The sequence below is a fragment of the Parahoeflea olei genome (assembly GCF_001703635.1).
GTDB classification, from domain to species: Bacteria; Pseudomonadota; Alphaproteobacteria; order Rhizobiales; family Rhizobiaceae; genus Hoeflea; species Hoeflea olei.
The window spans coordinates 331,790-357,799 of sequence record NZ_LQZT01000042.1; the positions used below are offsets into that span (position 1 = coordinate 331,790).

23 protein-coding genes and 1 tRNA gene are annotated in these 26,010 nt (G+C 66.4%); 10 read left to right on the forward strand and 14 right to left on the reverse strand.

What is annotated here, in order from left to right:
• Positions 1–121: 121 nt before the first annotated feature.
• Positions 122–466, reverse strand: a complete 345-nt coding sequence (locus tag AWJ14_RS18360; protein WP_066182642.1) for a DUF423 domain-containing protein — start codon at positions 464–466, stop codon at positions 122–124.
• Between the two features lie 236 nt (positions 467–702).
• Here AWJ14_RS18360 and AWJ14_RS18365 point away from each other — a divergent pair, with 236 nt between their 5' ends.
• The gene (locus AWJ14_RS18365; protein ID WP_066182645.1) at positions 703–1,668 is read left to right on the forward strand and encodes a hypothetical protein; all 966 of its coding nucleotides are present in this window, start codon (positions 703–705) and stop codon (positions 1,666–1,668) included.
• Between the two features lie 10 nt (positions 1,669–1,678).
• On the opposite strand, the gene AWJ14_RS18370 is transcribed toward AWJ14_RS18365, so the two are convergent.
• From AWJ14_RS18370 to AWJ14_RS18385, 4 genes are all read right to left on the reverse strand, one after another.
• The gene (locus AWJ14_RS18370; protein ID WP_066182648.1) at positions 1,679–2,743 is read right to left on the reverse strand and encodes a ligand-gated ion channel; all 1,065 of its coding nucleotides are present in this window, start codon (positions 2,741–2,743) and stop codon (positions 1,679–1,681) included.
• The gene (locus tag AWJ14_RS18375; RefSeq protein WP_066182651.1) at positions 2,743–3,855 is read right to left on the reverse strand and encodes a cache domain-containing protein; all 1,113 of its coding nucleotides are present in this window, start codon (positions 3,853–3,855) and stop codon (positions 2,743–2,745) included. The genes AWJ14_RS18370 and AWJ14_RS18375 overlap by 1 nt, the downstream gene beginning before the upstream one ends.
• Positions 3,856–4,192: 337 nt before the next feature.
• Positions 4,193–4,268, reverse strand: a tRNA-Thr gene (locus tag AWJ14_RS18380).
• Between the two features lie 179 nt (positions 4,269–4,447).
• Positions 4,448–5,407, reverse strand: a complete 960-nt coding sequence (locus AWJ14_RS18385; protein ID WP_066182654.1) for an NAD(P)H-dependent flavin oxidoreductase — start codon at positions 5,405–5,407, stop codon at positions 4,448–4,450.
• 457 nt (positions 5,408–5,864) lie between these two features.
• Here AWJ14_RS18385 and AWJ14_RS18390 point away from each other — a divergent pair, with 457 nt between their 5' ends.
• A complete protein-coding gene (locus tag AWJ14_RS18390) occupies positions 5,865–7,298 on the forward strand; it encodes a hypothetical protein (RefSeq protein WP_066182657.1) in 1,434 nt (477 codons plus the stop codon).
• A gap of 76 nt (positions 7,299–7,374) precedes the next feature.
• On the opposite strand, the gene AWJ14_RS18395 is transcribed toward AWJ14_RS18390, so the two are convergent.
• The 9 genes from AWJ14_RS18395 to AWJ14_RS18435 form a co-directional block, all read right to left on the reverse strand.
• On the reverse strand, positions 7,375–8,004 hold the full coding sequence (locus AWJ14_RS18395; RefSeq protein WP_066182659.1) for a peroxiredoxin: 630 nt from the start codon (positions 8,002–8,004) through the stop codon (positions 7,375–7,377).
• Complete coding sequence (locus AWJ14_RS18400) at positions 8,001–9,788, reverse strand: SulP family inorganic anion transporter (protein ID WP_066182661.1); 1,788 nt, start codon at positions 9,786–9,788, stop codon at positions 8,001–8,003. Before AWJ14_RS18400 ends, AWJ14_RS18395 begins: the two co-directional genes overlap by 4 nt.
• Positions 9,789–9,912: 124 nt before the next feature.
• Positions 9,913–10,797 carry an MBL fold metallo-hydrolase gene (locus tag AWJ14_RS18405; protein ID WP_066182664.1) on the reverse strand — a complete coding sequence of 295 codons (885 nt, stop codon included), beginning with the start codon at positions 10,795–10,797 and terminating at the stop codon, positions 9,913–9,915.
• A 74-nt stretch (positions 10,798–10,871) separates the two neighbouring features.
• A complete protein-coding gene (locus AWJ14_RS18410; protein ID WP_066182670.1) occupies positions 10,872–11,312 on the reverse strand; it encodes a DUF6691 family protein in 441 nt (146 codons plus the stop codon).
• On the reverse strand, positions 11,309–11,740 hold the full coding sequence (locus tag AWJ14_RS18415; RefSeq protein WP_066182671.1) for a YeeE/YedE family protein: 432 nt from the start codon (positions 11,738–11,740) through the stop codon (positions 11,309–11,311). The genes AWJ14_RS18410 and AWJ14_RS18415 overlap by 4 nt, the downstream gene beginning before the upstream one ends.
• Before the next feature lie 189 nt (positions 11,741–11,929).
• Positions 11,930–13,036: a polyphosphate kinase 2 gene (gene ppk2 / locus AWJ14_RS18420; protein ID WP_245304357.1), complete on the reverse strand. Its 1,107-nt coding sequence runs from the start codon at positions 13,034–13,036 to the stop codon at positions 11,930–11,932.
• A gap of 106 nt (positions 13,037–13,142) precedes the next feature.
• Positions 13,143–14,288, reverse strand: a complete 1,146-nt coding sequence (locus tag AWJ14_RS18425) for a benzoate/H(+) symporter BenE family transporter (protein WP_066182674.1) — start codon at positions 14,286–14,288, stop codon at positions 13,143–13,145.
• Positions 14,289–14,363: 75 nt separating this feature from the next.
• The gene (gene aroQ / locus AWJ14_RS18430) at positions 14,364–14,807 is read right to left on the reverse strand and encodes a type II 3-dehydroquinate dehydratase (protein ID WP_066182682.1); all 444 of its coding nucleotides are present in this window, start codon (positions 14,805–14,807) and stop codon (positions 14,364–14,366) included.
• Between the two features lie 102 nt (positions 14,808–14,909).
• A complete protein-coding gene (locus AWJ14_RS18435) occupies positions 14,910–16,361 on the reverse strand; it encodes a helix-turn-helix domain-containing protein (protein WP_066182819.1) in 1,452 nt (483 codons plus the stop codon).
• Positions 16,362–16,500: 139 nt separating this feature from the next.
• Between AWJ14_RS18435 and AWJ14_RS18440 the strand changes: the two genes are divergently transcribed.
• The 8 genes from AWJ14_RS18440 to scpA all read left to right on the forward strand — a co-directional run bounded on the left by AWJ14_RS18440 (position 16,501) and on the right by scpA (position 25,796).
• Positions 16,501–17,112 (forward strand): biotin transporter BioY, encoded by a 612-nt coding sequence (locus AWJ14_RS18440; protein WP_245304358.1) that lies wholly within the window; start codon positions 16,501–16,503, stop codon positions 17,110–17,112.
• The gene (locus AWJ14_RS18445; RefSeq protein ID WP_066182691.1) at positions 17,112–18,644 is read left to right on the forward strand and encodes an acyl-CoA carboxylase subunit beta; all 1,533 of its coding nucleotides are present in this window, start codon (positions 17,112–17,114) and stop codon (positions 18,642–18,644) included. The genes AWJ14_RS18440 and AWJ14_RS18445 overlap by 1 nt, the downstream gene beginning before the upstream one ends.
• A 238-nt stretch (positions 18,645–18,882) precedes the next feature.
• Complete coding sequence (locus tag AWJ14_RS18450; protein WP_066182694.1) at positions 18,883–19,278, forward strand: (R)-mandelonitrile lyase; 396 nt, start codon at positions 18,883–18,885, stop codon at positions 19,276–19,278.
• A 251-nt stretch (positions 19,279–19,529) separates the two neighbouring features.
• On the forward strand, positions 19,530–20,456 hold the full coding sequence (gene yghU / locus AWJ14_RS18455; protein ID WP_066182697.1) for a glutathione-dependent disulfide-bond oxidoreductase: 927 nt from the start codon (positions 19,530–19,532) through the stop codon (positions 20,454–20,456).
• Positions 20,456–20,833 carry a hypothetical protein gene (locus tag AWJ14_RS18460; protein ID WP_066182699.1) on the forward strand — a complete coding sequence of 126 codons (378 nt, stop codon included), beginning with the start codon at positions 20,456–20,458 and terminating at the stop codon, positions 20,831–20,833. The genes yghU and AWJ14_RS18460 overlap by 1 nt, the downstream gene beginning before the upstream one ends.
• A 207-nt stretch (positions 20,834–21,040) precedes the next feature.
• A complete protein-coding gene (locus AWJ14_RS18465; protein WP_342587271.1) occupies positions 21,041–21,277 on the forward strand; it encodes an endonuclease domain-containing protein in 237 nt (78 codons plus the stop codon).
• Between the two features lie 99 nt (positions 21,278–21,376).
• Entirely contained in the window at positions 21,377–23,383 is a 2,007-nt protein-coding gene (locus AWJ14_RS18470) for an acetyl-CoA carboxylase biotin carboxylase subunit (protein WP_066182702.1), read from the forward strand.
• 274 nt (positions 23,384–23,657) lie between these two features.
• Complete coding sequence (scpA, locus tag AWJ14_RS18475) at positions 23,658–25,796, forward strand: methylmalonyl-CoA mutase (protein WP_066182705.1); 2,139 nt, start codon at positions 23,658–23,660, stop codon at positions 25,794–25,796.
• The last annotated feature ends 214 nt before the right edge of the window (positions 25,797–26,010 follow it).

A 26,010-nucleotide genomic window follows, 5' to 3' on the forward strand; every position in this document is an offset into this window, starting at 1 on the left:
CCTGCTTCGGCGGGAACCGCTGGATGATGAAAACGACAGAGGCCGGGATGGAAATGTCCCGGCCTTTTTCATGCCATCCGTCAGGGAAGGGATGGTGTAGCCCAGCCCCGTACGGCGCCGCTCAGCGGGTTCTGGCGCCGAAGGCGGAGGCCGCGATGACGAGCCAGCCCAGGATCATGGTGACGCCGCCGCTTGGCGCTGCCATCGGAAACAGCCGCGTGTCGGCGAAATGCCGCATGAGCAGGTCCCCGCAGAACAGCATCAGCCCGAGGCCCACCAGCACCGCTCCCGTGCCGCGCATGCGGCCGGCCGTGCCCGCAAGCCCCAGCGCCACAAACAGCGGCGCATGGAACAGCAGGAACTGGGCCGCGAGCGTGACAGTGTCGCCGCCCGCATGGGCGCCATAGGCCGAGAGGCCCACGCCCGCAGCCCCGATCAGGCCACCAACAAGGATCGATAGAGTCATGGCACGCAGTCTCCCGGTTCGATGCGGGCGCAGTCCTATCAGCGCATGCCCGGACAGGCGAGCATTTTCATCCCGGAACCTGAGCCGGAAGGAAGCTGGGGGACGCGGGCCATCGAGCCCAAGCCCTGCCCGGGGCAAGCCCCTTGAGTGGCGGGGACGAAGTCTGGTAACGGCTCCTTCGACTGTGGAGACCCCAGCATGCCTCTCCGCACGAGCGGATGGCGGAACCTTGCGACATGATGGCGGCAGACAAGACCGAGACCGCAAAAGCCGGCGCGAGCGCGCACCGCCTGGTGGCGTGCGACGGGCCTGCATTCGTCGACGTCCTGCGCGAAGCCGCCGAAAAGCTGCTCGCCATGCATGACAGGGCGCCCAGGATCGTCCGTTACGTGGCCAGCATGCAGAAATGGCTGATCACCCAGACGATCATCGCGCTGCATTTCGAACACAAGCTCGCCCCGGCACGGCCACCGCTGACGGCGACCTCTCTCGTCGGCTTCTTCGCGGAGCGTCCCCTGTACAGCCGGAACACCCTGATCGCGCATCTGGCGGAAATGCGGGCCTACGGGCTGGTGACTGAGCGCAGGAACGGCGACGGGCGCGTGAGGCCGCTCTTCCTGAGCGGCGAGGCCGAGGCGCTGATCGGCCAGTGGCTTGCGGCGCATCTGTCGGCACTCGACCGGCTCGATGGCGGTGACAGCGCCTCATGGCTTGCCGCCGACCCGCAGCGCACCGGCATGGTGCAGCCGCTTGCGGCGCGCAGCCTCCTGTCCGACCCCGGCTGGGTGCACCCGCCGGCCAGCGTCGACCTGTTTGTCCGCACCGAAACCGGAAGCAACATTCTGCACGACCTGATCTGCCGGCTTCCGTCCGGCGCGGCGAGCGAGGACAGGCCGTTCTGCCTGGGGGCGCTGCACGCCAGCGAGATTTCCCGTCGGCACACGCTGTCGCGCGGTCATGTGCAGCGGGTGTTTTCAAGAGCCAGAGCGGAAGGCCTGCTGGTCTGGAGCCAGTCCGGCAATCGCGGCGAGCTGTTCGTCTCGCAGGCGCTGATCCGGGACTACACGGCCTGGCAGGCCCGCAAGTTTCTGGCGATCGCCGCAGCCTGCGATCGCGCGCGGGGCGGCCTGCACCCCGAAAGCTATGCCGGCGGGCAGGCCCGTGCCGCGGGCGCTATTGCCCCGGACAGGGTCGCAAGCTGATAACGCAGCGTTACGCCAGCGCCCGAAAGATGGTCGCCGCGCTGACCACCAGGAAAATGCCCGGCAGGACATAGCGGATGGTGCGGCGGGCTTCCTCCGGCAGATGGGGATAGGCGGCCTTGCCCGGAAACCGGTCGCTCTCCAGCACCATGTCGGCCGTCAAGGCGAGGATCAGATAGAGATAGCCCAGCGAGATCATGAAGGCGACCGGCGAGTTCACCGACATGCTGCCCGGATAGTTCGCCTCGAAGGTAAAGCCCAGCGCGGCCAGCGCCAGCAGCGCCGCATAGGTGATGTCCGGAATGTCGCCGACGAAGCCCCGCGGCGCCCAAAGCACGAACAGCGATATGCTCAGCACCGCAAACAGGGGAACGAAGATGCGAAGCACGTAGCGCGGCCAGGCACGGCTGAGGACGACCGTGGTGTTGACATGCATGAACGGCTTGCTGTTCCAGCCATAGACCTGTTCGAGCGAGAATTCGAGCCGACGCGGCGTCCAGTCGGACTCCGTCAGGCTGCGGGCGAGCGACGAGAGTTCGCGGTCCCTGTCATCGACGATGAAGATGACTTCGTCGGAGGCGTGGGCTTCCGAGGCGACGGGAAAGACCAGCCGTTGCGTGTCGAAGGGAAAGGCGGAGAGTTCCATGGTGGTGCGGAAATCGGCGTCGAGCCTGCGGATCAGCGTGACGTCGCCATTGGCGAAGATCGACAGGAAGGTGGCATCGGCGCGCGCATCGTTGATCAGGTTCTTGAAGCCCGCGGCAGGGGTCCAGATCGCCTGCAGCTTCTGCTCTGCTTCGGCTTCGGCGAAATCCTTGCGGCCCTTGCCTTCCCGCACCGGGTCGAACCGCAACGACGGATCGTTCCAGCGCTGGGTGATTTCGACGACGGCGGAGATGACGCCGGAGGTCTCGTCGACCGCCGAGACGTCGAGGACGCGCACGGCCAGATGCACGCGCACCGGCAAGGGGATCGACTGCGGCAGCTCAGCCCCCGCGGCGACAGCCGGCGCCCCCGACAAGAGACCGAGCAGCAGGGATGCGATCCAGACAGCCCTGAGCCAGACCCGGCCCATCACCCGGGCTCCCCTTCGCCGCGCGCGGCCCGCAATTGCGTTTGCAGTTTCTCGATGCCGGCACGCAGCTCGAGATATTCCCGCGCCCGGCTTGAGGCCGGCAGCGCGGGAGCCTGGTCGGCGTCGTCGGCGCAACAGGCCGCCAATTCCGCGAGCGGGCGCAGCAACAGTGCCCGGATCGCGGTCATGAACACCGGATAGGCGATCAGGAATCCGCAGATGGAGACAGCCACAATGGTCACCAGCGCCCGGGAAAGATGGCTTTCAAGGCTCGACAGGTCGCGCGCGATCACAATCGTTCCGATCAGATTGCCGCTATAGTCGAGCAAGGGTCGGCCCATCACCGCGACATTGCCGCCATCGGCGGTATAACGGCTCAGCTGCGGCGCTTGCGACATCCGGATCGGGCTTGCCTGCTGCAGCCGGGTGAAGAAATCGGCCTCCGTCGCCGTTTCGAGAACCAGACCCGCCTTGCCTTCGAGGCTGCTGCCGTCTGTGCCCACGCGCACCGAGGGATCGAGGAAAAGCGCGTAATCAGCCCCGGTCGCCGCCTTGGCGAGGTGCAACAGCGAGGTCAGGTCCACCCCGATCTCCACCGTGCCGGCAAGGCCTTGCGGCGTCACGATCGGCGACACCGCGCGCAGCGACAATCCCTTGACCCCGAGTTCGAGGCCCTTCTGGGTTCGCCGGCCGCGGTTAACCGCAACCACCATCGGGCGAAACGTCGACAGGTCCTGGCCAAAATTCTCCGGTTCCCACACCCGCAGGAACGAGGTCATCTCGGCGGTGTGGAAGTGCATCACATTGATGCCGGCGGAGGCATTAAGAAGGCCGTAGAGCGGCAGCATCCGTTCGAGAAGGGCCTGGCGGTCTCCCGATGCGAGCAGATCCGCAACCGCGGGATTGGAGGCGATGGTTTCGGCATGCGAGGCCGACAGCGTCGCGGCCTGATCCATCACCGTCGACAGCACCGTGGAGGCGTCTTCGATCTGGGTGGTCTGGGCTTGCCTCAGAAGCGCGCGTTCGCTTGCCAGCATCATCAATCCACCGACAAGCAGGATGCCGGCGATCAGGGATGCGGAGATCAGGGAGAGGATCCGGTCGAGGCTCACGCTGGCCTCGCCCTGCCGGCACCGCTCCGGCCTGCAAGGCGTCGCCGGTCAAGCCCGGAGGCGAAGGCCCGGGCAGGATCGGCCACGGACATCGCAGAACTCTGCACGCGGCAGGCGCACGACCAGCAACAGGGGGATGCCATCAACTGTCTCCAGGAAAGTCATCCCTCATAGGCGCAACCGCCGGAACCGATCAACAAGAGAGGCGATCCGCGCGCCGATGCACCCAAAAATGAGTCACCCACGCCATCCCGGGTCCACGACCTGCGCACACGGCATCGAGCCCGCGCGTGTCGGGCTGGGGGAGCGATCGCAAGGGGAGCTGGACGAGAAGAAATGGTGCCGCTTACGTGACTCGAACACGTGACCCCATCATTACGAATGATGTGCTCTACCAACTGAGCTAAAGCGGCGCGCCGGGCACGCGCGGGTCCTGAGAACGCGCGCGTGGGCGAATGGGGGGCAGATACCGTGATTGTCCGCCAAGATCAAGCCGGCAAGACTGTCGCGGCGTTCTTTTTGTCAACGCACCCGAGTGCCGACCCATGCCACCCGGGACGGGATTCCCGGAATTGCCGGATACAGCGTAGCCCTACAGCGACAGCCGGACGCGGGCGTCGCGGTATTCGCGCTCCAGCCGGTCGATGAGATCGGACACCGGGCCGACCTTCTTGACCGCCCCGATGCCCTGGCCGCAGCCCCAGATATCCTTCCAGGCCTTGGCGCCGCTGGCAGCGCCGTCGAAATTCATCTTGCTTGGGTCGGCCACGGGCAGGTTGTCCGGGTCCATGCCGGCAGCCGCGATCGAGGGCTTGAGGTAGTTGCCGTGGATGCCGGTGAAATAGTTCGAATAGACGATGTCCTTGGCGCTCGAATCGACGATCATCTGCTTGTAGGCATCGACCGCACGGGCCTCGTCGGTGGCGATGAAGGGCGAACCGATATAGGCCATGTCGGCGCCCATGGCCTGGGCGGCGAGAATGGCTCCGCCGGTCGCGATCGAGCCCGACAGCAGCAGCGGGCCGTCGAACCATTCGCGGATTTCCTGGATCAGCGCAAAGGGCGAGAGCGGACCGGCATGGCCGCCGGCGCCGGCGGCCACCGCGATCAGGCCGTCGGCGCCCTTGTTGATGGCGGAATGGGCATGGCGGTTGTTGATGATGTCGTGCAGCACGATGCCGCCATAGGAATGGATCGCGTCATTGACCTCGGGCACGGCGCCGAGCGAGGAGATCACCACCGGCACCTTGTATTTGACGCACATCGTCAGGTCGTGCTCGAGCCGGGTGTTGGAGCGGTGGACGATCTGGTTGACGGCGAAGGGCGCGGCGGGGCGATCGGGGTTCTTCGCGTCGTGATCGGCGAGCGTCTCGGTGATTTCGGCGAGCCACTCGTCGAGCTGCGCCTCGGGCCTCGCGTTGAGCGCGGGGAACGACCCCATCACCCCGGCCTTGCACTGGGCCGCCACCAGCGGCGGATGCGAGATGATGAACAGCGGCGCGGCCACGACGGGCAGACGGAACTTGTCCTTGAGGATGGCAGGCAGGGTCATGGGGCCTCGCAAATCAGAATGACGTTTACGCAAACGTCAAACCCCATAGCAGAGCCGGCGGGTGCTGAAAAGGCTGCCATCGGCGCGGACGCCGTGGCAAGCAAAGGACGGCATGCGGCGGCGCGGCCGGCGCGGCCTATGTCCGAACCCGAAGGGAAGCGCCGGGACGACAACGGCCGAGGGCGTGAAGTTGCGCGGCGGGCACAGGCCCCCGTCATGGGCGCAGACATGGCTGGCAGCATGGGGGGGAGCGGCGTGGCACCGGCCGGCATGGCGATGCGCAGCCACGCGCGCGGCGCCGTAGATGCTTGAGTTTTGCCGGGTTAGCGGATAGGCACAGGACATTCGCGGTCTGCGCAGCCGGCGGATCGTGGCGGACGGGCGGCAAGGCCGCCGTCCGGACCCGGCGGCACCGGCAACGGCCGCGCGGGGTGCGCGCGGGCACGGAGACAGACATTTGACCGGCATGGAAGCGGCAATTCGCGGGGCACTGGACAAGGCCGGCATTCCCGGCGCGCAGGCGCGTAGGCGCATCTACGATTCGGCGCGCGGCGCGCTCGACCGCAGCCTCGAGCGCCAGGGCGTCACCGACCCGGGCCAGATCGACGAGCACCGCCACCGTCTGGAAGCGCTGATCGCCAGCATCGAGGCCGAATGGGCTGCGCCCGGCGAGGCGTCTACGGCTGCACCGGGCGTCTCCGCTGTGCCGGTCGAGCCGGCGATCACCAGGCCGGAACCGCCCATTTCGGGCTTCACTGCGGCCCCGGAGATCCGTTCGCCGCAACCCGAAACGCCCCGGTCCCATGCGCCGCAGCCTGACACAGGCTGGCCCGAAGCAGACCGGCCCATGACAAGCCGCCCCCCGACAAGCCGTCCGATGACAACTCGGCAGGAGCCGGGCATGGGCGATCGGCGGGCAGAGCCATCCTGGAGCCATGCGGCAGGACCTGCCGCTGCCCCCGAAATCGGCCCCGCCGTCGGCCCCTCCGGCGCGCCGGGGGCGCAACCCGCCTCCCCGCGCGCGGCTGCCGGGCCGGACGCAAGCCTCGATTTTGTCCCGGACGCGCACCGCTCCGATCCGCCGGCAAAGGCGCCCGGGTTTACGGCTGAGCGCCGGGAGCCGGAAAGGCGCCCGGAAATCTCCCCGGAGCTCGATGCAGGCCAGGTGCGGGCGACGAAACCGGCCAAGCCCGCCAAACCTGCCAAAGCGGCCAAGGCCGGCCGCGGACGCGACCGGAAGAAGCCGCGTGGCGTCTTCGCCGGCCTGTTCTCGACGGCGGTGATGGTCTCGTTCCTGGGCATGGGCATCTGGTGGGCGGTCGACAGCGGCCTGTTCATGACCGCGGCCGAACGCGACACCTCGGTGCCCAATCCGCCGCCCTCGTTCAGCCGCGACGATTTTGCCGGCGGTCCGCGGCAGCTCAATCCCGGCTCCGGGTTTTCGGGCGACTGGAGCAACGTCTTCACGCCGGGCCGCGATGGCACGCCGCAGCCGCGCAGCAGCGCCGAAGCCAGTCTCGTCGACCAGCCGGAGGGTACCGCGCTGCGCATCGTCTCGCGCAATGGCGGCGCCGATGGCGAGGTGCTGGTCCCGCTCGGCGCGGATGTGATGCAGGCGCTGGCCGGGCGCAAGTCGATGCTCGCGCTCACCGTGCGCAGCGCCTCGCCCGATACCACCCAGATCTACGTGAAATGCCAGTTCTCGGTGCTGGGCGAATGCGGCCGCCACCGCTTCGACGTCAGCTACGACACCACCGACGTGCTGTTCACGCTCGATTACGACCGGGCGCTGGCCCCCAACGAGGGCGGCAACCTCATCATCAATTCCGACATCTCGGGTGGCGGCAAGGGCATCGACCTCTTGGCCGTGCGGATCCGGCCGCTGGGCTAACCGCCGGCGGCCCTCCCCCATACAGAACCGCCCGGCATGAACCGGGCGGAACGTGAGAGCGGGCTTTCCAGCCGCGTCAGTCGATCTTGGTCACGCGCAGATAGGGCCGGATTTCCTCCCACCCCTGCGGGAACAGGCCCTTGGCGTCTTCGCTCGAGACCGATGGCGGGATGATCACCTTGCCGCCGGGACGCCAGTCCGCGGGCGTTGCCACGGTCTTGGCGTCGGCCAGTTGCAGGGCGTCGATCACGCGCAGGATCTCGTCGAAATTGCGGCCGACATTCATCGGGTAGGTGAGCGTGAGGCGGACCTTCTTGTTCGGATCGATGATGAACACCGACCGCACCGCGGCGGTCGTGCTGGCATTGGGGTGGATCATGTCATAGAGATTGGCGACCTTCAGGTCCTTGTCGGCCACGATCGGGAAGGTCAGCATGGTGTTCTGGGTGTCGTTGACATCCTTGATCCAGGCCATGTGCTCCTCGACGCCATCCGTCGACAGGCCGAGCGGCTTTACGTTGCGGGCGGCGAACTGGTCCGAGAGTTGCGCCGTGCGGCCCATCTCGGTGGTGCAGACCGGGGTGAAATCGGCCGGATGGCTGAAGAAGAACACCCAGGACGAGCCGATCCAGTCATGAAAGTCGATCGGGCCTGCGGTGGTGTCTGCCTTGAAATTGGGCGCTATGTCGCCGATGCGGATGGTCATGATGCGGTCCTTTCCTGCGGGTGGGACGGTGGTGTCCCGGTGAACGATGCGGTGCCTGCAAGCTCGAGCGCGGCCTGATGCTGGCTCAGGAACACCTTGCCACTGAGATGCGACAGAAACTTGCTGGTCTTGAGGCGGTCCATAACGGGACCCTTCACCTCGCTCAAGTGAAACCGGACGCCCAGGGCCGAGAGCCGCTCGTTGATCGCCTCCAGCGATTCGAGAGCGCTGAGGTCGATCTCGTTGACCGCCGGACACATCAGCACGACATGCCTGAGGCCGGGACGCCCGGCGACCATGTCGTAGAGGCGGTCTTCGAGGTAGCGGGCATTGGCGAAATAGAGGCTTTCATCGACCCGGACGGTCAGCACCGCCGGATCGGTCTCGACGCTGTAACGCTCGACATTGCGGAAATGCTCGGTGCCGGGCATGCGCCCGACCACGGCCATGTGCGGACGCGACGACTTGTAGAGATGGATCAGGATCGACAGCACAACGCCGGCGGTGACGCCGATTTCGACGCCCGCGCCCAGGGTGAGCAGGATGGTCAAGCTGACGGCGGCGAAATCGGCACGGGAATAGGTCCAGCTCTTCTTGAGGATGGAAAAATCGACCAGGGACAGCACCGCCACGACGATGGTCGCCGCCAGTGTCGCCTTTGGCAGGTGCTCGATCAGCGGCGTGAGCGTGAGCGCGGCAAGCAGCAGCCCCAAGGCGGTGAAGGCGCCCGCGGCCGGCGTTGCCGCGCCGGCGTCGAAATTGACCACCGAGCGCGAGAACCCGCCGGTGACCGGAAAGCCGCCGGTGAAGGCCGCACCGAGATTGGCGGCGCCCAGGCCGATCAGTTCCCGGTCGGGGGCGATCCGCTGGCGCTTGCGCGCGGCCAGCGTCTGCGCCACCGACACCGATTCGACGAAGCCGATGACGGAGATCAGCACCGCGGGTCCGACCAGCGCGCTCCAGAGCTTCGGCGAGAAGGACGGCATGGTCAGCGGCGGCAGGCCCTGCGGCACCTCGCCCACCACCTTGACCCCGAACCGGCCCGACAGATCGAAGGCCCAGGCGGCAAAGGTGGTGACGAGCACCGCCCCCACCGGTCCCGCCTTGGCCAGCACGCCGGCAAGCCGCGGCGTCATGCCGAGCGACAGCAGAAACGGCATCAGCCCCTTGCGCACCCAGACCAGAAAGGCGGTGGCGCCCAGGCCGATCGCAAGCGTGACCGGGTTCGCCTCGCCCAGGTGCGTGGAAAGCGACGAGACGAGGTCGGGCAGCGTGGCCCCGCCGGCGCGGATCCCCAGGATATGGCTCAGCTGGCTCATGGCGATCAGGATGCCCGAGGCGGTGATGAAACCCGCCACCACCGGATGGGACAGGAAGTTGGCGAGGAAGCCGAGCCTGAGCACGCCAAGCACGATCAGGAACAGGCCCGACAGGAAGGCAAGCGTGATCGCCGCGACGAGCAGTTCGGGCGAGCCCGGTTCGGCCAGATTGCCAATCGCCGCCGCCGTCATCAGCGACACCACCGCCACGGGGCCGACGGCGAGCGCACGGCTGGTGCCGAAGATCGCATAAAGCACGATCGGCACGATCGAGGCATAGATGCCGGTCTCCGCCGGCAGCCCCGCCAGAAGCGCGTAGGCGAGCGATTGCGGGATCAGCATGATGGTGACGATCACCGCGGCGACGAGATCGCTGCCGAATGCCGCGCGGTCGTAGCGGCGGCCCCAGTCGAACACCGGCATCACGCGCGCCAGGCGGTCAAAAAGCTCTGAACGGTTCGGCATCTGTGTGGTCCTGCTGTGCGCGGCGCGCGGGGGGCGGTGCGGCGGTCATGGCTCCGCCGGCGAGGCAGGACGTGGAAGCCATGATCCGCGGGCCGGCCGGCGGGCATGTGTTTCTGGAAGCCGGTCAGAGACCGTTGACGGGCACCTTCAGCATGGCGCGCCCGTCCTTGTCGGTGGGGATCTCGCCCGCGCGCATGTTGACCTGCAGCGACGGGATGATCAGGCGCGGCATCGCAAGCTGGGCGTCGCGTTCGGTGCGGAAACGGATGAATTCCTCCCGGCTCTTGCCGCCACCGACATGGATGTTGTGGGCCTTTTCGTCGCCGACCGTCGTCTCCCAGCGGATCTCGCGGCCATTGGGGCCGTAGTCGTGGCACATGAACAGCCGCGTCTCGTCGGGAAGCGCCAGCACCTTCTGGATCGAATCATAGAGCTGGCCGGCATCCCCGCCGGGGAAATCGGCGCGCGCGGAACCACCGTCGGGCATGAACAGCGTGTCGCCGACAAAGGCGGCATCGCCGATCACATGCACCATGCAGGCCGGCGTATGGCCCGGCGTATAGATGGCGAAGGCCTGCATGGTGCCGATCATGTAGGTGTCGCCGTCCTTGAACAGGGCATCGAATTGCGAGCCGTCGCGCTGGAACTCGGTGCCTTCGTTGAACACCTTGCCGAAGGTCTCCTGCACCACCATGATCTTGTCGCCGATGCCGATCCTGCCGCCCAGCTTGCCCTGAATGTAAGGCGCGGCTGACAGATGATCGGCATGGACATGGGTCTCGATGATCCATTCGAGCTTCAGGCCCTCGGCCTGGATATAGGCGATGATCTCGTCGGCATGGCCATAGGTGATGCGGCCGGCGGCGTAGTCGATGTCCATGACCGAATCGACGACCGCGCAGGCATCCGAGGCCGGGTCCCGGACCACATAGCTGATGGTGTTGGTGTCTGGATCGAAGAACGCCTTCACAGCGGGTTTGACCGAAAGGTCCACCGGGTAGTTCGACATGCTGTGTCTCCTTCTTGCTTCGTCATGGACGCCGCCTTGGCAAGGCGCGGCAGTATTCCGGATGCGTGCCGGTGTCAGAACGCTTTTAGCTGTTTTCGGCTCAGGCCGTCGAGCGACCGGGCGAGCGCGATGCCCGCCATCATCGCACCGATGAAGACGAGGACCGGCACACCGCCGAAGCCGATGGCGGGGATTGCCGCCCCGGGGCAGAAGCCGGACAGGCCCCAGCCGATCCCGAACAGGGCCGCACCGCCGATCAGGCGGCCGTCGATCTGCCGGTTGGAGGGCAGGTGAAAACGCGCGTCGAGCAGCGGCCGGGAGCGGCTGGCAAAGACCAGGCGATAGCCGAACGCCGTGGTCGCCAGCGCGCCGCCCATGACCAGCAGAAGGCTTGGATCCCACTGGCCCGCGACGTCGAAGAAATTGAGCACCTTGGCCGGGTTGGCCATGCCTGAAATGGCGATGCCGAGCCCGAACAGCGCGCCGATCAGGCCGGAGACGACGATCCTCTTCATGCCGCGCCGCCCGCGAGATGACGCACGGCATAGACCGTCAGCCCGGCCGTCAGCATGAAGGTGAGCGTGGCCGCGATCGAGCGGGGCGACAGCCGGGCGATGCCGCACACGCCGTGGCCGGAGGTGCAGCCGGCGCCGAAATAGACACCGATGCCGACGATCAGCCCGCCAATGGCCAGGACGGGAAGCGAAACCGGCACGGCATAATCGATCACGCCGCCCGCGGCGATCATCACGACCGGCGCCACCGCAGCTCCCGCAAGGAAGGCAAGGCGCCATGCCCAGTCGCTCGACAGCGGCGGAATGATCCCGGCGAGGATGCCTGTCATGCCGGCGATACGTCCGTTGACCGCCATCAGCAGCACCGCCGCCAGGCCGATCAGGACACCGCCCGCAAACGACATCACGGGCGTGAAACTCGTTTCCATATGCTCTCCCTCATCCAGCCGCGACACGCCCTGCAATGCAAGGCGCCACTGCCAGCCTCTGCCCATATATATAAGCGAGGCTCCATATTCAAGGCGCATCATGTATTGCCGCGCCAGCGGCCCTCCTGCGCCGCACGGCCCGCCTCCTCCGCTTCGCTCCCGGCGGAGAAATCCGCCGGGCAGCTTCCGCTATGTCGCCTGCTTTTTGGGCTTGCGGGTGTCGGGATGCAAGGTCTTGCCGAGAATATGGTCGGCCGTGCCGATCACGTGGCTGGTGGTGCCCACGATCAGCCGGTCCGGGTGGTGGACGATGGTGTGATCCTTGTTGGGATAGGGCAGGCTCGAGAGAAAATGCTTCATGCAGTTGATGCGCGCGCGCTTCTTGCAATCGGACTTGACGATGGTCCACGGCGCGTCGGCGGTATCGGTGTAGAAGAACATCGCCTCCTTGGCCTCGGTGTAGTCGTCCCACTTGTCGAGCGAGGCCTTGTCGATCGGCGACAGCTTCCACTGCTTGAGCGGGTCCTTCTCGCGCTCCCCGAAGCGGCGGAGCTGTTCGCCCTGGGTGACGGAGAACCAGTATTTGAACAGGAGGATGCCGGAGCGGGTGAGCATGCGCTCGATCTCCGGCGCTTCGCGCATGAATTCGAGATATTCCGATGGCGTGCAGAATCCCATGACGCGCTCGACGCCGGCCCGGTTGTACCAGGACCGGTCGAACAGCACCATTTCACCCGCCGCCGGCAGATGCTCGATATAGCGCTGGAAATACCATTGGCTGCGTTCGCGGTCGGTGGGCTTGGACAGCGCCACCACGCGCGCCATGCGCGGATTGAGATGTTCCATGAAGCGCTTGATGGTGCCGCCCTTGCCGGCCGCGTCGCGCCCCTCGAACAGCATGATCACCTTCTGGCCGGTCTCCTCGATCCAGCGCTGGGCCTTGAGAAGCTCGACCTGCAACAGCGCCTTCTCGTGCTCGTAGGCGCTGCGGCGCATGCGCGTCTTGTAGGGATAGACGCCCTGCTCGAACAGCTGCGCGATGGCCGCGTCGTCCTTGCGGATCTCGGCGGCGTTCAGGCGCGCCGGTGCCGCCATCTCCGACCCGGCCGTTCCATCCTGATCCGCGGGCAATTTTCCGGTCGGCTCCACCGCCACGGCCGGCGCCGCATCAGCGGGACCCGCAGCCGCCGCAGCGGGACTTTCGCTCCCGTCCGGCAGCGCCGCAGGTTTCCTCAACGGATCGGTCGCGGCCCCCTCGACGGGGCTGGCATCCGGCTGCTTCTCGGTTTCTGTCATGCCCTGCTCCCGGTTGATCTGGCGGAAATTAGACAGCGAACCAGTTCCACGGCCCTTGACCCGTGTCAAATCGCCGCAAATGAACCGCTGCGCGCCGCGGGTCCGGTCAGCGCGGCTTGAGGTGATCCGAAAGATGCACCAGCAGACCCGCGAGCAATCCCCAGAAGGCCGCGCCGATGCCGAAGGCGGCCACGCCGGACGCGGTCACGGCAAATGTGGCGGCTGCGGCAAACCGCGTCGCCGGCAGGTCGAAGGCGGACACCAGCGCACCGATCAGCGGCGGGATCAGCGCGAGACCGGCGACGACGGCGATGATTTCCGGCGGCATGGCCAGGATCGCCGGCACGATCACCGGACCGCTGAGCCCGAGCGTGACCCAGACCAGCGCGTAGATCACCCCCACCTTCCACCGCTGGTTCCGGTCGCGATGGACATCGTCTCCGAGACAGATGGCGGCGGTGATCGCGGCCATGTTGACGGTGTGAGCCCCGAACAGGGCGAAGAATGCGGAGAGCAGGCCGGTCACGCCGAGCGCCTCGGTGACCGGCGGCTCATAGCCGTTGGCGCGCATCACGGCAAAGCCGGGCAGGTTCTGCGACGCCATGGTGACGAGATAGAGCGGCACGCCAAGCCCCAGAAGCACGGCGGGATCGAAATCCGGCCGGATGAAGGTGAGCGACATCAAGTCGACATCGAGCGAGGGCAACGGAACGCCGGCGAAACCGAAGGCGATCGCGAGCCCGGCGATCAGCGTTGCCAGAACCGCCATCAACGGGTTGACCAGCCGCACGATCAGGAACACCGCGATCAATGGCAGCACCAGCGCCGGCTCGCTGGCCGCATGCCGCGCGACCGCCATGCTGAAGGGCAGCAGCACGCCCGCGAGCATGCCCGAGGCGACGCCGGTGGGAATCGCATTGACCGCACGGTTGAGCGGGCGGATCGCCGCGGTGAGGGCGATCAGCGCACCGGCAAAGACGAAGGCGCCGACCGCCTGGTGGATGTCGATGCCGGTGGAGGCCGCGATCAGCGCCGCGCCCGGTGTCGACCAGGCGAGCACCACCGGCACCTTCTTCCAGGTGCTCAGCAGTGCCGACCCGATTGCCTTGGAAAAGCAGATCGCCGCCACCCAGGAGGCGGTCTGGCCGGCATCGGCCCCCACCGCGGCGGCGGCCGCGAGCACCAGCGCGATCGTCGAGCCGTATCCGACAAGGGCTGCGACCAGCGCGGCGGAAATCATCGAAACAGGCACGCGGAGGCTCCGGGAAAGCGAAGGGAAAGGGCGGCGTCAGGCGGGCGGTGCTGCGGAGCACCCCGCAGCGGACGTTCAGGCAGCGGCAATCAGCCGGGCGACGCGCTCGATCGCCAGCAGATAGCCCTGCGTGCCGCAGCCGGCGATGACGCCATCGGCGCGGAGCGACACATAGGAATGCCGCCGAAACTCCTCGCGCTTGTGCACATTGGAGATGTGGACTTCCATCACCGGCCGCTCGAAGGCGTTGAGCGCATCGAGGATCGCAATGGAGGTATGGGTATAGGCGCCGGGATTGATGACGATCGCCGCGGCGTCCTCGCGCGCCTCGTGGATCCAGTCGATCAGCTGGTGCTCGGCGTTCGACTGCAGATATCGGATCTGGAGGCCATGGCCTTCGGCAGTGGCGCGGCAGGCGGCCTCCACATCGGCCATGGTTTCATGGCCGTAGATCTCCGGCTGTCGTTTGCCCAGAAGATTGAGATTGGGTCCGTTGAGAACGTAGATCGTGGCGGTCACTGGTCTGGCCTTTCGCTTGCGCGCGCATGGACGGGAGATTTGTCCTACATCGCCGCCAGCACGGGAGGCAAGCCTCCGCCCGCCACGCCGAGGCGCCGGCCGTCACTCGACATCATAGGGCACCGCCTTGCGGGTGTTCGGGTCGACCACCAGCCGGCGCTTGAGCGGCGGCACCGCGCGCTGGTGGCAATCGCGGCGCTCGCAGATCCGGCAGGACACACCGATCGGCTCGAAGGCTTCGGCGCGGGCGATATCGAGATCGTCGGCATAGACCAGTTCGCCGGCATGGGCGACCTCGCAGCCGAGCGCCAGCGCATAGGTCTGCACCGGATCGTGCCAGCCGCCGGAGGGCTTGGAGACCGCCGTGGCGAGGCACAGATAACGCACCCCGTCGGGGGTTTCCGCGAGCTGGCGGATGATCCGGTTCGGCGTTTCGAAGGCGCCATGGGCGTTCCACAGCGGGCAGGCCGAGCCGAAGCGGGCGAATTGCAGCTTGGTGGCCGAATGCCGCTTGGTGATGTTGCCGGCCTTGTCGACGCGGGCGAAGAAGAAGGGCACGCCCTTCTGCCCCGGCCGCTGCAGCGTCGAGAGCCGGTGGGCGACCTGCTCGAGGCTGGTCGAAAACCGGTCGGCCAGGAGCACCAGGTCGTGGCGCAGCTCGCGCGCAGCCGCGGAAAAAGCGCCATAGGGGAGAATGGTCGCGCCCGCGAAATAATTGGCAAGCCCGATGCGACAGATGCCGGCGGCGTCGGCCGAGCGGAACTTCGCCTCGGAAATGATCCGCGTCATTGTCGCCTCATGCTCGATCAGCGCGATCTGGCAGGCGATCTGGAAGGCTTGCGTGGCGACCGGCGTGCGCGGGTTGAGCCAGAGCACGCGGCTGACCGGATCGAAACGGCGCAGGCCGGCTGCGCCGGAGTCCGCCGCCTCACCCGGGCCGCTGCCCTGCCCCGCGCCTGGTCCGATGGCGACGCGCACCCGGTGGCGGCGCTCGATGTGATCGGCCAGCGCCTTGAGGCTGACGCCGCGGCTGCGGGCCAGCTCCTGACTCAGCCTTTCGCCGGCAATGTCGAGTTCGTGGATGTAGTTGTCGACATAGTGAAAGAAGTCCCGCACCTCCTCATAGGGTGTGGGCTCGGTCAGCGCGCCCGACCGCTCCAGCGTCTGGTCGAGCTCGGCCAGCTGGTCGCCCGAGCGCCGCATCGCCTGGTGCAGCGACAGGAAGGCGCGGGCGAAGGACGGCGCGTTCTGCACCACGAGCTTGATGTCGGCGAGCGACGGCTGCGTCCCGCCCGAGACCGGATCGGCGAGCGCTTCCGACACGTCGGCGAGCAGCCGGTCGGTGTCCTGGTCCGAGAGCGTGGTGATGTCGACCGAAAAGGCTTCGGCCAGCGCCAGCAGCACCGAGGCGCTGACATGGCGCTGGTTGTTCTCGATCTGGTTCAGATAGCTCGTGGAAATCCCGAGCCGCGTCGCGAACGCCGCCTGGGTCAGCCCGTGCTCGGCGCGAATGGCGCGGACCTTTCCGCCGATGAAGAGTTTGCGTGCGCGCATCGGGAGTTTCGCAAGTTTGCAAAATTTGAATTGCAAATATTGCTAGTGCAACATGCTTACCTTTTCAACCCTGTCGGCGGCCCCGCATTCACGCTACCAACCGGCTTCAGTGTTCCCCTCGCGAGACTGGAGAGACGCCTTGACCCTTTATGCCGCCCTCGCCGCGCCGGCCGGTTCTGCCGCCCCGGGTTCGGGACCTGCCGTTTCCCGCCGCCTGGCCGCCTCGGCGCTCACGGTGATTGCCGGCTCTGCGCTGATGGCCCTGTCGTCCAAGGTCGCCATCCCGTTCTATCCGGTGCCACTGACCATGACGACCTTCGTCGCCATCAGACTGGGCCTGGCACTCGGCGCACGGCTCGGGACGGCTGCGGTGGCGCTGTTTCTGATCCAGGGCGCGCTCGGCCTGCCGGTGTTCGCCGGCACGCCGGAGAAAGGTCTTGGCCTCGCCTACATGATGGGGCCGACCGGCGGCTATCTGATCGGCTATGCGCTCGCGGCCTTCGCGGCGGGCTTTCTCGCCGAACGCGGCATGGACCGGACGCCGGGGCGCGCGTTCATCGCCGCGCTCGTCGCCGGCGCGCTGATTTATGTCCCGGGGCTGCTCTGGCTCGGCGCGCTGTTCGGTTGGGACCAGCCGATCCTCGCCTGGGGGCTCACGCCCTTCCTCCCCGGCGACCTCGCCAAGGCGGCGCTGGCCGCACTTGTGTTTCCCGCGGCATGGGCCATGATCGGGCGAAAAGGAGGCCTTTGATGCGCGATATTCTCGAACAGCTCGAACAGAAACGTGCCGAGGCGCGGCTTGGCGGCGGCCAGCGGCGCATCGACGCCCAGCATGCCAAGGGCAAGCTCACCGCCCGCGAACGTCTCGACGTGCTCCTCGACGAGGGCTCGTTCGAGGAATACGACATGTACAAGACCCATCGCTGCACCGATTTCGGCATGGAGCAGCAGCAATATCCCGGTGACGGCGTGATCACCGGCTGGGGCACCATCAACGGCCGTCCGGTCTATGTCTTCAGCCAGGATTTCACCGTGTTCGGCGGCTCGCTGTCGGAGACGCATGCGGAGAAGATCTGCAAGGTGATGGATCTGGCCGTCCAGAACGGCGCGCCCCTGATCGGGTTGAACGATTCCGGCGGCGCGCGCATCCAGGAGGGCGTGGCCTCGCTCGGCGGTTATGCGGAAGTGTTCTGGCGCAACGTCCAGGCTTCGGGCGTGATCCCGCAGATTTCGGTGATCATGGGCCCCTGCGCCGGCGGCGCGGTCTATTCGCCGGCCATGACCGACTTCATCTTCATGGTGCGCGACACCTCCTACATGTTCGTAACCGGCCCCGACGTGGTCAAGACCGTGACCAACGAGATCGTCACGGCGGAAGAACTCGGCGGCGCCTCCACCCACACGAAGAAATCCTCCGTTGCCGACGGCGCCTATGACAACGACATCGAAGCGCTGATCGAGATCCGCCGGATGTTCGACTTCCTGCCGCTGTCGAGCCGCGAGGCGCCGCCGGTGATGCCGACCGCGGACGCGCCCGACCGCACCGATGACGCGCTCGACACGCTGATCCCGGACAATCCGAACAAGCCCTACGACATGCGCGAGGTGATTGCCCGCGTCGCCGACGAGGGCGATTTCTTCGAGATCCAGGCCGATCACGCCAAGAACATCCTGTGCGGCTTCATCCGCATGAACGGCTCGACCATCGGCGTGGTCGCCAACCAGCCGATGGTGCTGGCTGGCTGCCTCGACATCGATTCGTCCAAGAAGGCCGCGCGCTTCGTGCGCTTCTGCGACGCCTTCAACATCCCGATCCTGACGCTGGTCGACGTGCCGGGCTTCCTGCCGGGCGTGAGCCAGGAATATGGCGGCATCATCAAGCACGGCGCGAAGCTCTTGTTCGCCTATGCCGAAGCCACCGTACCGAAGGTCACGGTGATCACCCGCAAGGCCTATGGCGGGGCCTATGACGTGATGTCATCCAAGCATATCCGCGCCGACGTCAACTATGCCTGGCCAACCGCGCAGATCGCGGTGATGGGGGCCAAGGGCGCGACCGAAATCCTCTACCGTTCCGAACTCGGCGACCCCGACAAGATCGCCGCCCGCACCAAGGAATACGAGGACCGCTTCGCCAACCCCTTCGTCGCTTCCCAGCGCGGCTTCATCGACGAGGTGATCCTGCCCCACTCCACCCGCCGCCGCGTGCTCCGCGCCTTCGAGATGCTCAAGACCAAGAAGGTGACGCAACCGCTTCGCAAGCACGACAACATTCCGTTGTGAGGGGCCTCAAGGGGAAGATGGCGGTGACTGACAAAACACGAGGACCTGCCGGCTGGCACCCCACCTCCCCCTTGAGGGGAGGTCGGCGATTGGCGCGCGCAGCGCGACAGAGCCGGGTGGGGGTCAATCGGGACCGCCTTGGCCTCATACCCCCACCCGGATCGCCGGCGCTGCGCTTGGCTCTCCGACCTCCCCTCAAGGGGGAGGTTCGATCCCTCGCAAGCCGAAGGACCACGCCATGAAGATCACCCGAGCAGGATCGACGCCTTCGGCCAAGGGGCCGGAAGACTGGTTCACCGGGACGGTCCGGCTCGACAAGCTGTTCGCGGCCGAGGCGCCGGGCCGGGTGCAGGGCGCGTCGGTGACGTTCGAGCCGGGGGCGCGCACCGCCTGGCACACGCATCCGCTGGGGCAGACGATCATCGTCACCTCCGGGCTCGGCCGGGCGCAGCGCGAAGGCGGGCCGGTGGAGGAGATCCGGCCCGGCGACGTGGTCTGGTTCGAACCCGGCGAGAAACACTGGCATGGCGCCGCGCCCGAGGTGGCCATGACCCATATCGCCATCCAGGAGGCGCTCGATGGCGTGGCGGTCACCTGGCTCGAGAAGGTGAGCGACAGTGACTATGCGGGCTGAGGTGAGGAGGGCGGCGACTGGCGCGGAAAGCGCGACAGAACCGGGTGGGGGTTATCGGCGACAAAGAGGAGTGTCCCTTCCCCCACCCGGATCGCCTGCGCCCACGCTCGTCTCTCCGGCCTCCCTCAAGGGGAACGTTCGTGGGCTTGCCAAGCATCGCGTCGCGCTCCGCGCCAACACGAGGTGGGGAAACCGCTTCGAATGTCCTATATCCCCGGTGAGGCCCCTCTCACCAACAAGGATCGTGTTTCATGACTGACGACACCAAATTTCCGCCCGAAAAGAATTTTCCCGCCGGCTACCAGCCCGCAAAGGTCTGGCAGTGGGAGCCGGGCAATGGCGGCCAGTTCGCCAATATCAACCGGCCGATCGCCGGTCCCACCCACGACAAGGAGCTGCCCGTCGGCAAGCATCCGCTGCAGCTCTATTCGCTCGCCACGCCCAACGGCGTGAAGGTGACGGTGATGCTTGAGGAACTGCTCGAGGCCGGCCACAAGGACGCGGACTACGACGCCTGGCTCATCAATATCGGCGAAGGCAACCAGTTCGGCTCGGGTTTCGTCGGCGTCAACCCAAACTCGAAGATCCCGGCGCTGATGGACCATGCGCCCAAGGGCGGCGGCGCGCCGATCCGACTGTTCGAATCGGGCTCGATCCTGATCTATCTCGCCGAGAAATTCGGCGCGTTCCTGTCGACCGATCTGCGCGTGCGCGCCGAGACCATCAACTGGCTGATGTGGCAGATGGGCGCCGGCCCCTATCTCGGCGGCGGCTTCGGCCATTTCTATGCCTATGCGCCGATCAAGATCCAGTACGCGATCGACCGGTTCGCCATGGAGGTCAAGCGCCAGCTCGACGTGCTCGACCGGCATCTCGCGGACCACGAATACATGGCAGGCGCCGAATATTCGATCGCCGACATGGCGATCTGGCCCTGGTACGGCCGGCTGGTCAAGGGCGGCGCCTATGAGGCCGGCGAGTTCCTGGAGGTGACGAGCTACAAGAACGTGATCCGCTGGACCGACCAGATTGCCGCGCGGCCCGCCGTCAATCGCGGTCGCATCGTCAACAAGACCTCCGGCGAGCTCTCCGAGCAGCTGCACGAGCGCCACGACGCCTCGGATTTCGAGCTTCGCACCCAGGACAAGCTCGAGGCGCAGAAGGACGCAAAAGCCTGATGGCCAAGCTGCCCGACATGACCAAGCATCGCGGAATGCCGTCCGGCCTGCCCGGCACGGGGTTCCAGTTCACCATCCGCCGGGCGAATCCGCGCGGGGTGACGGCGATCTTCAACCGGCGGCGCATGGCCGACCGGACATCGACCGAAAAGCTCGCCGACACGGCGTTCCTGCATGCGCTGTGGCATCTCTACGGCGACGAGCCGTTCGAGCGCGGCAATCTCGACGCGGGCCGGATTTCCTGGCTGTTCGGCCGCGAAATCGTGCCCGCCGAACAGCCGTTCGACCCGCAGTCCTACCAGGCGCTGCTGAGGATCGACGAGCATGTGGCGCGGGCAAGTTTTCCGGCGGCCTTCGAGGACGTGCTGGAAGTGTAGAGGACGGCATGACGAAAAACGTCTCCCCCCTTGAGGGGGAGAAAGCAATTTCGGTGGCTTAGCCGAAGGCTAACCGCCAGAAATTGCAGGAGAGGGGGTCGGGTTGGACAAGGACAGGCTGCGCAGATTTGCCAAGTCCATGCGGCACGACCCGACTGATGCTGAATACGCGCTTTGGCAACTGCTTCGGGCGCGCAGTTAGGCGGGATGAAGTTCAAGAGGCAGGAACCGCTCGGCCCCTATATCTGCGATTTCGTTTGCCACGAACGACGGCTGATCGTGGAAGCGGACGGATCGCAGCATGCATTCTCAGAGCGCGATTCCGAACGGGATCGGTACTTTGAAGGAAAGGGCTACAGAACCTTGAGGTTCTGGAATGAGGACATACAGGAGAACATCGATGGGGTGGGCAATCAAATCATTCAGGCAGCAGCGGGACGCTAGGCCCCCTCTCTTGCCTTTTCCAAGCACTTGCCCGGGCGTTGCCCGTGCAAATGCAGGAAAAGGCTTTCTCCCCCGCAAGGGGGGAGAGGAGGCAGCTTGATGTTCACGAAAATCCTGATCGCCAACCGCGGGGAAATCGCCTGCCGCGTCATCAAGAGCGCGAAGAAGATGGGCATTGCCACCGTCGCGGTCTATTCCGACGCCGACCGGCACGCCGAACACGTGGCGATGGCCGACGAGGCGGTGCATATCGGGCCGCCGCCTGCCGCCCAGTCCTACCTGATGGCCGACCGCATCATCGCCGCGTGCAAACAGACCGGGGCGCAGGCGGTGCATCCGGGCTACGGCTTCCTCTCCGAGCGGGCCTCGTTCTGCGAAGCCCTGGAGAAGGAGGGCATCGCCTTTATCGGCCCCAAGGTCAAAGCCATCGAGGCGATGGGCGACAAGATCACCTCGAAGAAGATCGCCGCGGAGGCCGGCGTGTCCACCGTCCCCGGGCACATGGACCTGATCGAGGACGAGGACCACGCCGCCCGCATCGCCGCCGAGATCGGCTATCCGGTGATGATCAAGGCGTCCGCCGGCGGCGGCGGCAAGGGCATGCGCATTGCCTGGAACGACGCCGAGGCACGCGAGGGCTTCGCGCGTTCGAAATCGGAAGCGGCAAGCTCGTTCGGCGACGACCGCATCTTCATCGAGAAATTCATCGAGGAGCCGCGCCATATCGAGATCCAGCTGATCGCCGACAGCCACGGCACGGTGCTCTATCTCAATGAACGCGAATGCTCGATCCAGCGGCGCAACCAGAAGGTCGTCGAGGAAGCGCCCTCGCCGTTCCTGGACGCCGCCACGCGCAAGGCGATGGGCGAGCAGTCGGTGGCGCTGGCCAGGGCCGTGGATTACCAGTCGGCCGGCACCGTCGAGTTCATCGTCGACAAGCACCGCAAGTTCTACTTCCTGGAAATGAACACCCGGCTGCAGGTCGAACATCCGGTCACCGAACTGATCACCGGCATCGACCTGGTCGAGCAGATGATCCGCGTCGCCGCCGGCGAGAAGCTCGGCTTTTCACAGGACGACGTGAAGATCGACGGCTGGGCCATCGAAAGCCGCCTCTATGCGGAGGATCCCTACCGCAACTTCCTGCCCTCGATCGGCCGGCTCACCCGCTACCGGCCGCCGCACGAGGGAACCAGCGACGGCATCACCGTGCGCAACGACACCGGCGTCACCGAAGGCTCGGAGATTTCGATGTTCTACGACCCGATGATCGCCAAGCTCTGCACCCATGCCCCCACCCGCACCGAGGCGATCGACGCCATGGCGGATGCGCTCGACCGGTTCGAGGTCGAAGGCATCGGCCACAACCTGCCGTTCCTGTCGGCGCTGATGCAGCATCCGCGCTGGCGCGAAGGGCGGCTGTCGACCGGCTTCATCGCCGAGGAATATCCCGACGGCTTCGGCCCGGTGCCGCCCGACGATGCCACCATCAAGCGCTTCGCCATTGCCGCCCTGCTGGTCAGCCACATCCACGGCGAACGCACCGCACGGATTTCCGGCGCCCGCTTCAGCCAGGCGGAAAAGCGCGCCCATGAAGAGAAGGTGGTGCGCATCGCCGGCCACGAGATCACCGGCCATGTCGATCACGTGGACGGGGACTATGTCCTGAGGCTGCCCGGCCGCGAACCCATGATTGTGCTCACCGACTGGACGCCTGGCGCGCGGCTCGCCACCTTCCACATCGACGGCGCCCGCCACGCGATCAAGGTCGAACCGGCCGATGCCGGCTGGCGTCTGCGGCAGCTCGGCGTTGACCTGCGGGTGCAGGTGTTCCGCCCGCGGGTGGCCGAGCTTGCCCGGCTGATGCCGGAGAAGGTGGCGCCCGACACCTCCGCCTTCCTGCTCTGTCCGATGCCGGGCCTGATCGTCTCGATCGCCGTCAACGAGGGCGACGAGGTGCAGGAAGGCCAGACGCTTGCCGTGGTCGAAGCCATGAAGATGGAAAACGTGCTCAAGGCCGAACGCAAGGCGATCGTCTCGCGCATTGCCGTCAAACCCGGCGACAGCCTCGCCGTTGACGAGGTGATCATGGAGTTCGCGAAATGACCGCGGCTCACGTTTCAACCTCCCCCTTGAGGGGAGGTCGGAGAGGCAAGCCGGCCGCGATGCGGGCGGGGCAGGCGATCCGGGTGGGGGGTACCGATCCCGCAGCGCGCGACGAGCGAGCCGCCCGGACTGCCGATGCGAAGATTGCTGCGTGCGCCGCCGGCCGGACATCCGGACCTGGCTCCACCCCCACCCCTGCCCCCTCCCCTCAAGGGGGAGGGGAACGGATCGCGGCCAAAGCCCGCTCCACATCGGCGAGGTGAAAGGACCTGACATGACCAAGACCAAACGCGACTGGATCGATCTCGCCAGCAAGGACTTGAAGGGCCGGCCGGTCGAGAGCCTCGACACGCACACGCCGGAAGGCATCACCGTCAAGCCGCTCTACACTTCGGAAGACCTGCCCGAGGGCGTGGCCGCAGAGCTGCCGGGCTTCGCGCCGTTCACGCGCGGCGTGCGCTCGACCATGTATGCCGGCCAGCCCTGGACCATCCGCCAATATGCCGGGTTCTCGACGGCCGAGGAATCGAACGCGTTCTACCGCCGCAACCTCGCCGCCGGCCAGAAGGGGCTGTCGGTCGCCTTCGACCTCGCCACCCACCGGGGCTATGACAGCGATCATCCGCGGGTGACCGGCGATGTCGGCAAGGCGGGCGTCGCGATCGATTCGGTCGAGGACATGAAGATCCTGTTCGACGGCATTCCGCTGGGCGAGATGAGCGTGTCGATGACCATGAACGGCGCCATCATCCCGGTGCTGGCGATGTTCATCGTCGCCGGCGAGGAACAGGGCGTGGCCCGCGCCGATCTCACCGGGACGGTGCAGAACGACATCCTCAAGGAGTTCATGGTCCGCAACACCTATATCTATCCGCCCGAGCCCTCGATGCGGATCGTGGCCGACATCATCGAATTCACGGCCGCCGAGATGCCGAGATTCAACTCGATCTCGATTTCCGGCTACCACATGCAGGAAGCGGGCGCGACGCTCGCGCAGGAACTGGCCTACACGCTCGCCGACGGCATGGAATATGTCCGCGCCGCCCAGGCCAAGGGGCTCGATGTCGACAAGTTCGCGGGCCGGCTGTCGTTCTTCTTCTGCATCGGCATGAACGTGTTCATGGAGGCCGCCAAGCTTCGTGCCGCACGCGCGATGTGGTCGAAAATCATGACCGATTTCGGCGCCAAGTCCGAGCGCTCGAAGATGCTCAGGACCCATTGCCAGACCTCGGGCGTGTCGCTGACCGAGCAGGATCCCTACAACAACATCGTGCGCACCGCATTCGAGGCGATGGCGGCGGTGCTTGGCGGCACCCAGTCGCTGCACACCAACTCCTTCGACGAGGCGATCGCGCTTCCGACCGAATTCTCCGCCCGGATCGCACGCAACACCCAGCTGATCCTCGCCCACGAGACCGGCATTACCCAGGTGGTCGACCCGCTCGGCGGCTCCTATTACGTGGAGAAACTGACCGCCGACCTGATGGAGAAGGCCTGGGAGCTGATCGACGAAGTCGAGGCGCTCGGCGGCATGACCAAGGCGGTCGAGCAGGGCCTGCCGAAGATGCGCATCGAGGAGGCGGCGGCAAGGCGCCAGGCGCGGATCGACCGCGGCGAGGACGTGATCGTCGGCGTCAACCGCTTCCGGCTCGCCGACGAGCCGCAGGTCGACATTCTCGACATCGACACAGCCAAGGTGCGCGCGGGCCAGGTGGCGCGGCTCAACAAGATGCGCGACAGCCGCGATTCCAAGGCCTATCTGGCCACGATCGCAGCGCTGGAACAGGTGGCCGCCACAGGCCAGGGCAACCTGCTCGCAGCCGCGATCGACGCCGCCCGGGCGCGCGCCTCTCTGGGCGAGATTTCCGACGCCATGGAACGCGGCTTCGGCGGGCGCCATCACGCCGTCACCAAGGTGATCAGCGGCGTCTATGACGAGGTCTACCGCGAGGACCCCGAATACAAGGCGATCCGCGCGCGCATCGCCGACTACACGGCCGAGAAGGGCCGCGCACCGCATGTGCTGGTCGCCAAGATGGGCCAGGACGGCCACGACCGCGGCGCCAAGGTGATCGCCACCGCCTTCGCCGACATGGGCTTCAAGGTGGATCTCACCGACATGTTCGAAACGCCCGAGGAAGTCGCCATCAAGGCGGTCACGCTCGGCGTCGACGTGGTCGGCGTCTCCTCGCTCGCCGCGGGCCACAAGTCGCTGGTGCCGGACCTGATCGCCCGTCTCAGGGACAAGGGCGGCGAAGGCATCGAAGTCGTGGTCGGCGGCGTCATCCCGGAACAGGACTACGCCTTCCTGCGCGAAGCCGGCGTCGCCGAAATCTTCGGCCCCGGCTCCAACGTGCTCGATTCGGCCAATGCCGTTCTGGCGCGGATCTCGGGCGTGCTCAGGAACGTGTGAGCACACCCTCATCCGTCAGCTGCGCTGACACCTTCTCCCTGAGGGAGAAGAGAGGAGTGCGGGGCGGAACTCACCGCCAAAAACGAGATACAATCCGCTGCGACTTTCCGCGTCGGAGATCAAAGAGGGAGGCACGGAATTGCGGCCTCCACCCTTCCTTTGTAACTTCCCAACCGCCGCATTTGAGGCTGTAATGGCGAGTGCGGTGGCGAGC

What these genes read in the sequence shown, in the direction of transcription:
- AWJ14_RS18405 (WP_066182664.1), bottom strand. Translation starts at nt 10,797, where the DNA reads ATGTCGAACTACCCGGTGGACCTTTCGGTCAAACCCGCTGTGAAGGCG.
- AWJ14_RS18370 (WP_066182648.1), bottom strand. Translation starts at nt 2,743, where the DNA reads ATGGGCCGGGTCTGGCTCAGGGCTGTCTGGATCGCATCCCTGCTGCTC.
- AWJ14_RS18445 (WP_066182691.1), top strand. Translation starts at nt 17,112, where the DNA reads ATGCGCGATATTCTCGAACAGCTCGAACAGAAACGTGCCGAGGCGCGG.
- AWJ14_RS18385 (WP_066182654.1), bottom strand. Translation starts at nt 5,407, where the DNA reads ATGACCCTGCCTGCCATCCTCAAGGACAAGTTCCGTCTGCCCGTCGTG.
- yghU (WP_066182697.1), top strand. Translation starts at nt 19,530, where the DNA reads ATGACTGACGACACCAAATTTCCGCCCGAAAAGAATTTTCCCGCCGGC.
- AWJ14_RS18470 (WP_066182702.1), top strand. Translation starts at nt 21,377, where the DNA reads ATGTTCACGAAAATCCTGATCGCCAACCGCGGGGAAATCGCCTGCCGC.
- AWJ14_RS18415 (WP_066182671.1), bottom strand. Translation starts at nt 11,740, where the DNA reads ATGGAAACGAGTTTCACGCCCGTGATGTCGTTTGCGGGCGGTGTCCTG.
- AWJ14_RS18410 (WP_066182670.1), bottom strand. Translation starts at nt 11,312, where the DNA reads ATGAAGAGGATCGTCGTCTCCGGCCTGATCGGCGCGCTGTTCGGGCTC.
- AWJ14_RS18400 (WP_066182661.1), bottom strand. Translation starts at nt 9,788, where the DNA reads ATGCCGAACCGTTCAGAGCTTTTTGACCGCCTGGCGCGCGTGATGCCG.
- AWJ14_RS18450 (WP_066182694.1), top strand. Translation starts at nt 18,883, where the DNA reads ATGAAGATCACCCGAGCAGGATCGACGCCTTCGGCCAAGGGGCCGGAA.
- AWJ14_RS18395 (WP_066182659.1), bottom strand. Translation starts at nt 8,004, where the DNA reads ATGACCATCCGCATCGGCGACATAGCGCCCAATTTCAAGGCAGACACC.
- ppk2 (WP_245304357.1), bottom strand. Translation starts at nt 13,036, where the DNA reads ATGACAGAAACCGAGAAGCAGCCGGATGCCAGCCCCGTCGAGGGGGCC.
- AWJ14_RS18365 (WP_066182645.1), top strand. Translation starts at nt 703, where the DNA reads ATGATGGCGGCAGACAAGACCGAGACCGCAAAAGCCGGCGCGAGCGCG.
- AWJ14_RS18465 (WP_342587271.1), top strand. Translation starts at nt 21,041, where the DNA reads ATGAAGTTCAAGAGGCAGGAACCGCTCGGCCCCTATATCTGCGATTTC.
- AWJ14_RS18460 (WP_066182699.1), top strand. Translation starts at nt 20,456, where the DNA reads ATGGCCAAGCTGCCCGACATGACCAAGCATCGCGGAATGCCGTCCGGC.
- AWJ14_RS18360 (WP_066182642.1), bottom strand. Translation starts at nt 466, where the DNA reads ATGACTCTATCGATCCTTGTTGGTGGCCTGATCGGGGCTGCGGGCGTG.
- scpA (WP_066182705.1), top strand. Translation starts at nt 23,658, where the DNA reads ATGACCAAGACCAAACGCGACTGGATCGATCTCGCCAGCAAGGACTTG.
- AWJ14_RS18435 (WP_066182819.1), bottom strand. Translation starts at nt 16,361, where the DNA reads ATGCGCGCACGCAAACTCTTCATCGGCGGAAAGGTCCGCGCCATTCGC.